This window comes from Nocardioides lentus (genome assembly GCF_039529515.1).
Lineage (GTDB): Bacteria > Actinomycetota > Actinomycetes > Propionibacteriales > Nocardioidaceae > Nocardioides > Nocardioides lentus.
Map to the genome: position 1 here is coordinate 262,923 of NZ_BAAAMY010000004.1, position 8,427 is coordinate 271,349.

9 protein-coding genes are annotated in these 8,427 nt (G+C 71.7%); 6 read left to right on the forward strand and 3 right to left on the reverse strand.

Annotated features, from left to right (window positions below; genetic code table 11):
* Positions 1–79: 79 nt before the first annotated feature.
* The 3 genes from ABD158_RS08050 to ABD158_RS08060 form a co-directional block, all read right to left on the reverse strand.
* Positions 80–355, reverse strand: a complete 276-nt coding sequence (locus ABD158_RS08050; RefSeq protein ID WP_344005922.1) for an HU family DNA-binding protein — start codon at positions 353–355, stop codon at positions 80–82.
* Positions 356–490: 135 nt separating this feature from the next.
* Positions 491–2,047 (reverse strand): MFS transporter, encoded by a 1,557-nt coding sequence (locus ABD158_RS08055; RefSeq protein WP_344005924.1) that lies wholly within the window; start codon positions 2,045–2,047, stop codon positions 491–493.
* Entirely contained in the window at positions 2,044–2,643 is a 600-nt protein-coding gene (locus ABD158_RS08060) for a TetR/AcrR family transcriptional regulator (RefSeq protein WP_344005926.1), read from the reverse strand. Before ABD158_RS08060 ends, ABD158_RS08055 begins: the two co-directional genes overlap by 4 nt.
* 105 nt (positions 2,644–2,748) lie before the next feature.
* Between ABD158_RS08060 and ABD158_RS08065 the strand changes: the two genes are divergently transcribed.
* The 6 genes from ABD158_RS08065 to ABD158_RS08090 all read left to right on the forward strand — a co-directional run.
* On the forward strand, positions 2,749–3,519 hold the full coding sequence (locus ABD158_RS08065; RefSeq protein WP_344005928.1) for an SDR family oxidoreductase: 771 nt from the start codon (positions 2,749–2,751) through the stop codon (positions 3,517–3,519).
* A 40-nt stretch (positions 3,520–3,559) separates the two neighbouring features.
* Positions 3,560–5,029 (forward strand): FAD-binding oxidoreductase, encoded by a 1,470-nt coding sequence (locus ABD158_RS08070; protein ID WP_344005930.1) that lies wholly within the window; start codon positions 3,560–3,562, stop codon positions 5,027–5,029.
* 10 nt (positions 5,030–5,039) lie between these two features.
* Positions 5,040–6,377 (forward strand): FGGY-family carbohydrate kinase, encoded by a 1,338-nt coding sequence (locus ABD158_RS08075; RefSeq protein WP_344005932.1) that lies wholly within the window; start codon positions 5,040–5,042, stop codon positions 6,375–6,377.
* A 178-nt stretch (positions 6,378–6,555) separates the two neighbouring features.
* The gene (locus tag ABD158_RS08080; RefSeq protein WP_344005934.1) at positions 6,556–6,894 is read left to right on the forward strand and encodes a hypothetical protein; all 339 of its coding nucleotides are present in this window, start codon (positions 6,556–6,558) and stop codon (positions 6,892–6,894) included.
* A 135-nt stretch (positions 6,895–7,029) separates the two neighbouring features.
* Positions 7,030–7,188, forward strand: a complete 159-nt coding sequence (locus tag ABD158_RS08085; RefSeq protein ID WP_344005936.1) for a hypothetical protein — start codon at positions 7,030–7,032, stop codon at positions 7,186–7,188.
* A gap of 170 nt (positions 7,189–7,358) precedes the next feature.
* Positions 7,359–8,427 (forward strand): hypothetical protein (locus ABD158_RS08090; RefSeq protein WP_344005938.1); only part of this gene is annotated, 1,069 nt, incomplete at its 3' end.

An 8,427-nucleotide genomic window follows, 5' to 3' on the forward strand; every position in this document is an offset into this window, starting at 1 on the left:
GGCCCGAACGCACGAAGATCCGCCCCACGGGGTGGGGCGGATCCTCGTCGCGGTCACGGCGCCGGGCGCCGGAGCCGGATCAGCTGTCGACGGCGCGCTTGAGGCCGGCGGCCGGCTTGAAGGCCGGGGTGGTGCTGGCGGAGATCTGCATGGTCTCGCCGGTCTGCGGGTTGCGGCCCGTGCGGGCGGCGCGCTGGCGGGTCTCGAACGTGCCGAAGCCCGCGATGGTGACCTTCTCGCCCTTCTTCAGCTCGGCGCTGATGGCCTCGACGGCCGCGTCGAGCGCGGCGGTGGCCTGGGTGCCGGTCAGGTCGGTGCTGGACGCGATCGCGTCGCTCAGTTCCTTCTTGTTCATGGACTCACTCTCGTCATCGGAGGGCCGGGAGGCAACCCGGCATCGCCTGCACCCTAGCCATCCCGGGCCCCCGCGCGCCGGGCGCGGGGGGCGCGTCGCCCGCCCGGCTGCTTGGGCGGGGTCGGCGGGTCGCCGTCAGTGGTGGGCGTCGGCGAGGTCGAGGTCGGCGGGGGTCAGCCACCACACGACCACGCTCGTGAGGAGCATCAGCACGCCCCCGGCGAGGCCGAGGTCGGCCAGCGAGGTGGTGAACGACGTCGACGCGGTCTCGGCGAGCCAGGCGCCGCCGGGCGAGGTCGCGGCCACCTCGAGCGCCCCGCCCAGCGACTCGCGGGCGGCCTCCGCGCCGGCCGCGTCGACGCCGCGGGCGGCGAGCTCGTCGGCGGGGAGCCCGGAGCGGTAGACGGCGGCGGCGAGGCTGCCGAGCACCGCGACACCGAGCACGCTGCCGACCTCGTAGCTCGTCTCCTCGACCGCGGCCGCGCTGCCGGCCTGGTGGGCGGGGGCGCCGGCCATGATCACGGCCGAGGCGACCGCGAGCGACGCCATCCCGACGCCGACCAGGGTGAGCCCGGAGGCCAGCCAGGGGTAGCTCAGCGGGGCGGGCGCGACGTACAGCAGCGAGAAGCCGACGCCGCCCACCGCGAGACCGCCCGAGAGCACCCGCCGGGCGCCGATGCGCTCGGCGACCCTCGGCGCCAGCGGCGAGCCGATGATCCCGCCGACCGCCATCGGCAGCAGGGCGAGCCCGGTCTGCAGCGGCGAGTAGCCGAGCACGAGCTGGAGCCACTGGGCGCCGAGCAGGAGCATGGCGGCCATTGCGATGCTGGAGGCCAGCGCCGTCAGCACGCCCGCGGTGAACGCACGGCCGCGGAACAGCCGGACCTCGAGCATCGGGTCCGTCGCGGCGAGGCAGCGCCGCACGAACGCCGTGAGCGCGACGACGGCGAGCACGGCGCCGACGACGACGTCGACGGCGAGGCCGTCCTTGCCGCCGTTCTTGATCGCGTAGACCAGGGCGACCATGCCCACGACGCTGAGCGCCGTGGCGGCCGCGTCGATGCGCGGCGGGCGCGCGGAGCGGCCCTCGGGCAGGAGCACCAGGCCGGCGACGAGCGCGACCACCATCACCGGCACGTTGAAGAGGAACGCGGCGTGCCAGTCGAAGTACTCGAGCAGGAGACCGCCGACGATGGGTCCGAGCGCGCCGCCGACGGCGGCCATCGCGCCCCAGACGCCGAGCGCGGCGGCCCGCTCGCGGGGGTCGGTGAACAGGGTGCGGATCAACGACAGCGTCGAGGGCATGATCATCGCGCCGCCGACGCCCAGGAGCGCGCGGACCGCGATCACGTCACCGGGGGAGTCGGCGAGCAGGACCAGCATCGAGGCGACCCCGAACACCGTGAACCCGGTGAGCAGCATCCTCTTGCGGCCCCAGCGGTCACCGAGCGCGCTGACGGTGACCAGCAGCCCGGCGAGCACCAGGGGGTAGGCGTCGACCATCCACAGCTGCTGCACCGAGGTGGGCGCGAGGTCCGCGGTGATCGCGGGCAGCGCGACGTTGAGGATCGTCATGTCCATGACGACCAGCAGGAGGCTGGCCGAGAGCACGGCGAGCCCGGCCCAGCGGCGGGGGTGGGCCGGCGTGCGCGCCGGGTCGGAGTGGTGGGTGTCGGGCTGGAGCGTGGTCATCGGGCCCCTCCCTTCGGGGTGGTGGTGGTGCTGGTGGGCTCGCCGGCGATGCCGGTGAGCAGGGTGGTCAGGACGAGGTCGGCGAGGTCACGGCGGGCGACGTCACCGGCACGCAGGGCGTCGCGGGAGGCGACGAGCAGGCCGTACGCCGCGTGCATGCACCAGCGGGCGGGCACGTCGCCGCGGACGACGCCAGCGGCCTGGGCCGCGCGCCACAGGGCGACCTCGCCGGCCTCGAGGTCGGCGGTCCGGGCCGCGAGCCGGGGCTCGGAGACGAGGAAGGAGTCGGTCAGCGCGAAGCCGTAGTCCTCGGCGTCGGCGACCAGGCGCGGGAACATCTCGCGCAGGCAGGCCCGGACGGCCTCGTCGCCGCCGTCGGCGACCGCCTCGGCCAACCCGCTGGCCCGCTGGGTCTCCTCCCACCGGTCCAGCGACCGGTCGCCGAGCTCGCGCACCAGGTCGTCGCGGCTCGCGACGTGGCGGTGCAGGGTCGCCCGGCCGACGCCGGCGGCCTCGGCGATCTGGGCCAGCGAGGCGGTCGGGTCGTCGTTGAGGGTGCGCAGAGCGGCATCGAGCAGCTGCTCACGGGTAGGCACGGGTCACTCTCGTTCCATATGAGACATTGATGTCTCATATGAGAGCACGTCATCTCGGCACCTGTCCACTCGGCCCCGCGGGCCCGTGCCCTAGGGTGCGGTGCCGTGGAGCACTTCTCGCTCGACGCGTTCTCCCTCGCGGGCCGCGTCGCGGTGGTCACCGGAGGCAACGGCGGCCTGGGGCGCGCGTTCACCGTCGCCCTCGCGGCGGCGGGGGCCGACGTGCTCGTGCCGACCGTCCTCGACGACGGCGGCGAGACCCGGGCGCTGGTCGAGGCCCGGGGTGCGGCCTACGACGAGCTCCTCGTCGACCTGACCGCCCCGGGCGCGGCCGACGAGGTCGTCGCGCGCTGCCTGGCGACGTACGGCCGGCTCGACGTGCTGGTCAACTCCGCGGGCATGTGCCGCTTCGGCGACGTCGAGAGCTTCGGGCGCGACGACTGGGACCCGATGGTCGCGCTCAACCTCACGGCGGCCTTCGACCTCGCCCACGCCTGCGTGCCGGCGATGCGCGCCCAGGGCCGCGGCAAGATCGTCAACGTGGCCTCGCTGTTCTCCTTCCTCGGCGGCCGCACCTCCCCGGCGTACGCCGCGACGAAGCACGGCCTGGTCGGGCTCACCAAGGCCTACGCCGACGAGCTCGGCGGCGACGGGATCTGCGTCAACGCGATCGCGCCCGGCTACTTCGCCACCGCCATGACCGCCGCCCGCCGGGCGGACCCCGCCGCGAGCCAGGTCGTGCTCGACCACGTGCCCGCCGGTCGCTGGGGCGAGCCGGAGGACCTGATGGGCGCGGTGGTGTTCCTCGCCAGCCGTGCCTCGGACTACGTCAACGGCCACGTCCTCACGGTCGACGGCGGCTACCTCGTGCGCTGACGCACGCCCCTCCTGTGACCGACCCCCCGATCGGAGACGCATGACCACCGAGCTCACCACCCCCGCGACCGCCGGGATCGTCGCCGACCTCGTCGCCCTCGTCGGCGCGGACCGCGTCGACACCGACCCCGACGCGATCCGCGCGGCCAGCGTCGACCGCTGGAAGAAGTACACGGCCGTCCACGGCATCTTCGACGGCCCGTTCCCGGCCGCCATCGTGCGCGCGCGCTCGGTCGAGGACGTCCGGGCCGTGCTCACCCACGCCGACGCCCACGGCCTCAACGTCGTGCCGCGCACCGGAGGCACCGGGACCGAGGGCGGCCTCGAGACGGCGGTCCCCGACTCGATCGTCCTGGACTGCTCGGGTCTGGACGCGATCCTCGACATCGACGAGACCGACATGCAGGCCACCGTGCAGTGCGGCGTCCCGCTCGCGGTGCTCGAGGACGAGCTGGCCGCCCGCGGCCTCACCACCGGCCACTCGCCGCAGTCGCAGCCGATCGCGCAGATGGGCGGGCTCGTCGCGACGCGGTCCATCGGCCAGCTCTCCACCCTGTACGGCGGGATCGAGGACATGGTCGTCGGTCTCGAGGCGGTGTTCCCCGACGGCACCGTCGCCCGGATCAAGAACGTGCCCCGACGCGCCGCCGGCCCCGACCTGCGCCACGTCGTCATCGGCAACGAGGGCGCCCTGTGCGTCGTCACCGAGGTGACCGTGAAGGTGTTCCGTCGGCCCGAGGCCCTCGACTTCCGCGGTTACCTCATCGACGACTTCGCCGCCGCGGTCGAGATCCTCCGCGAGGTCGTCGTGGCCGGCTACCGACCCTCGGTGGCCCGGGCCTACTCGCCCGGGGACGCGGTCCAGCACTTCGCCCACCTGCCCGGCTTCGACGCCGAGCGGACCAGCGTCGTGGTGCTCGTCGCCGAGGGTCCGCGCCGCCTGGTCGAGGCCACCGCCGCCGGCATCGACGACGTGGTGGCCGCACGGCCGGTGACCGCGGTCGACCCGGCCCTGGTCGAGGAGTGGTTCGCCCACCTCAACTGGGGACCCGACAAGATCGAGGCCGAGAAGGCCACGATGCTGCGCGACGCCCACCTCGGCTACACCACCGAGGTCTCCGCGAGCTGGTCGGCGGTGCCCGCGCTGTACGACGCGGTGATGCGCCGCGTGCGGGAGGAGTTCGACCGCGTCGACGACCTCACGCTGCTCGGGGCGCACTCGTCGCACAGCTACCAGACCGGGACGAACCTGTACTTCGTCTACGACTACGACATCCGCTGCGAGCCCCGCGAGGAGCTCGAGACCTACCACCGCCCGCTCAACGCGATCGTCGTCGAGGAGGCGCTGCGGGTCGGCGGGTCGATGGTCCACCACCACGGCATCGGCAAGTACCGCGCCGCGTGGACCCACGTCGAGCACGGCTCGGCGTACCCGCTGCTGGAGCGGCTGAAGACCGCCTACGACCCGCGCGGGACGATGAACGCGGGCACGATCTTCCCGCTGGCGTGAGCGGCCCGTCGTGACCAGGCTGGTCGTCGGGATCGACCTCGGCTCGCAGAGCGCGAAGGTCGTCGTGCACGACCTCGACGGTGCGCTCGTCGCCTCGGCGCAGCAGCCGCTGGCGCCGACCGCGAGCCCGGCCCCCGGGCACGTCGAGCACCCGGGCGACGACCTGTGGGACGCGCTGGTCGCCGCGTGCGCCGCGGCGATGCGCGGGCTGGGCGAGCGTCGCGACGACGTGCGGGCCGTGGGGCTGTGCGGGATCCGCTTCTGCCGGGCGCCGCTGCGGGCCGACGGCTCGCTCGCCGCCCCGGTGCGCTCCTGGATGGACTCCCGCGGCGAGGCCGACCTGCCGGACGGCACCGCCCACGTGGTCGCCTCGTCGGCGTACCTCACCGCCCGGCTGACCGGTCGCGTCCGCGACTCCTCCGCGGCGTACGCGCTCGGGCAGACGCCCGCCGACGACCTCGTCGAGCCCGGCGGGGTGCTCGGGGAGGTGACCACGGCGGCCGCGGCGGCCACCGGCCTGCCCGCCGGTCTGCCGGTGGTGGCGACCGCCAACGACAAGGCGGTCGAGGCGCTCGGCTGCGGGCTGCTCGAGCCGGGCCCGCTGCTGGTCTCGCTCGGCACCTACGTCGCCTCGATGACCGTCGGCTCCCCCTCGGCCCCCGCGGGACCCGCGCACTGGACCAACCCGGCCGCGGTGCCGGGGCGGGTGCTCCACGAGAGCACCGGGGTGCGCCGCGGGATGTGGACCGTGTCCTGGGTCCGGGACCTGGTGGGCCACCACGTCGGCGTCGGCGACGAGGCCGCGCTCGGCGAGGCCGCCGCCCGGGTGCCGGTCGGCGCGGACGGGCTGCTGACCGTCCTCGACTGGCTGGCTCCGTCGGACGCCCCGTGGCGGCGCGGCGCGTTCGTGGGGTTCGACGCCCGGCACGGCCCGGCGCACCTCTACCGCTCGGTGCTCGAGGGGCTGGTCATGACCGTGTCGGGCCACGCGCTCGCGATGGTCGACGAGCTGGGGGTCGCCGTGCCGTCGGTCGTGGTGTCCGGCGGCGGGTCGCGGTCGCCGCTCGTGCTCGCCGCGGTCGCCGCGTGCCTGCAGGCGTCGGTGCGGACCCCGACCGCGCCGTCCGCCGCCGGTCTCGGCGCCGCGGTCTCGGCCGCGGTCGGCACCGGCCTCCACGGCTCCTGGTCCGAGGCCGTCGACGTCATGGTCCGGCTCGCCGACCCGGTCGACCCGGACCCGGCGCTCGTCGCGGCGTACGCCGACCTGCGGACCACCCACCGCGCCCTGGTGGCGGCGATCGAGCCCGTGCTGCGAGCGGCCCACGGCGGGCCGGCCCGCGGGGGATAGGTGGGCCCCGTGGGGATCGAACCCACAACCCGCGGAGTAAAAGCGGAGAGGTAACTGCCTCTCGCTGAGGTTCGCTAGAGCCCCATAGACAGAGACATCTTGGCGACCAAGAGCAACTAGAGATACTTAACCGTCCCCCGGAATCAGGGGGGTTTCCGGGGAACCAAGGGAGGAGCTCGTGATCAGTGTCGTGACAGTGTTCGAGCACGTGGCGTACCTCCACGTCGAGACCGGGGATGGGTTGTTGGTGCTCCCCCCGGCACATGAGGAGGTGTGGCTTGGCTCCACCTCGGTGCATGCGGCGTGCTGGGCCGACGCGCTTGCTGCCCTCGACGGCGTGGGGTGGGAGCCGAGCGAGGGCGACGACGGCGGACCCTGCGTGGAGGGGATGACGCGCACCGGCAGGGAGGTGATCGGGCTGTTCGGTCGAGACCCCATCCGGTCGGAGCCCAGCCTTGAGGACGGCGCGGCGGCGTACGCGGGTCTCCTCGCCCTCGCTGCGGTCGCGGACGACTAAGGCCCAGCGGGGTGGCTCCTCGCCTCGCAGATCGGCTCCTGGCGAGGCTGGGACCACGGCGCCGGCAGGGTGGGCATGGGGGTGGGGGAGTGACCCCCCGTGTACCGGGCGACCTACGCTGGCCCCGAGGCGAGGATGCTGAAGATCGTCGTGCCGCCGAACTGCCTGCAGAAGCGGGAGTTCCAGAACATCCCGAAGTACAAGGTCAACCAGAAGTCCTACGACGTCGCGGGCGGCCCCAAGACCGAGGCTGACGCGCTCGCCTACACCCGCTTCCTCACTGCGCGGCGCTGAGCCCTCCTGCGGCCTAGCCTGCCCGTGCCACCCCATAAGGAGGATCGCCTGGGTAGTCTTCCGGAATCTGCTCGTCTAGGGAATGATGACAGTTCGTCGAGTCGTATCCGGGGGTCGTCTTGCAGTTCGGTGCGCTTTGCAATCGGTTGGCAGCCAATAACGCTTTTCCAGTGGCGGTTGAGGAGGCGCCTCAAGCCTTTGTCGCGGCTCCGGCGCCGGTTCCGGGTTACGTCAAGCCTCGCTTTCTTGAGCGATCGTGGCCCCAAGAAGCTGCGGTCCTTCTAGTCGAGGCGCCGGGGGCCGTTGGAAAGTCGTCGGCAGCGGCGGCTATTGCTCATGAGTTGCACTGGCCCCTAGTCTTGGCGGAGCGCGCCCAAGTTGGTTCGTACTCACTATCCGGGCTGATTCAAGATTCACTCGGGTTCCACAGCAATTACATGGCGAGCATCGCGACGGGCACGAGCGGCATTGTGGTCGATTCGCTCGACGAGGCCTTGTTCCGAGCGGGAACAGATAACTTTCTGGCTTTCGTGGACAACGTCCAGAAGGTGGCGGGAGGCTCGTCGCGTTCGGTGGGACAACCTCCATCGATAATTCTATTCTCCAGGTCAGAAGCTGCCGAACTCATCAAGTACTCGTTTGCCGACGCACACGTACCGTTGGCTGAGGTCGAATTAAGCTTTTTCGATAAGAACGCAGCCGAGGAATTCATTGAGTGCTACCTGCGCCAGAGGTTTGATGAGACAGGGAGGGCCGAATACAATGTGTTTCGCGCCAGTCCCGTTCCGTTCGGCAGAATGAGGGACCGACGCATCAAGCAAGTGGCGGCCTTACTGACGCGTGACGAGTCCATCGACGTCTCGGGGAATTGGGACCAAGTCAAAGATTTTCTTGGGTACGCACCAGTGTTAACAGCCCTAGCCGAATCGCTTGCTGTTTCGAATCCTGCCGCACTGAAAAATGTGACATTCAATGCTAGGTCGCAAACAGACTTAATTAGCGAAATCGTGACGTCCGTCTTGATCCGCGAGCAGGGCAAGTTCGCAAAAAGCATGCAAGCGAAACTCACGGCGCTGTCGTCAATCGACAGTACCGAGGTTTCTTTCGATGCCCTTTACACCATCGAAGAACAATGCGCCAGGCTGCTCGCTGCCGTTGAGTCGATTGGTCTTACTCATACCTCGCCCGTCACGCTTCCGTCGGAGATTCGCTCCATCTACGACGAAGCGGCTGCGGCGT

Bases quoted from the DNA above. Each gene is read 5' to 3' on its own strand.
- ABD158_RS08050 (WP_344005922.1), bottom strand. From the start codon at position 355: ATGAACAAGAAGGAACTGAGCGACGCGATCGCGTCCAGCACCGACCTG.
- ABD158_RS08055 (WP_344005924.1), bottom strand. From the start codon at position 2,047: ATGACCACGCTCCAGCCCGACACCCACCACTCCGACCCGGCGCGCACG.
- ABD158_RS08070 (WP_344005930.1), top strand. From the start codon at position 3,560: ATGACCACCGAGCTCACCACCCCCGCGACCGCCGGGATCGTCGCCGAC.
- ABD158_RS08085 (WP_344005936.1), top strand. From the start codon at position 7,030: ATGCTGAAGATCGTCGTGCCGCCGAACTGCCTGCAGAAGCGGGAGTTC.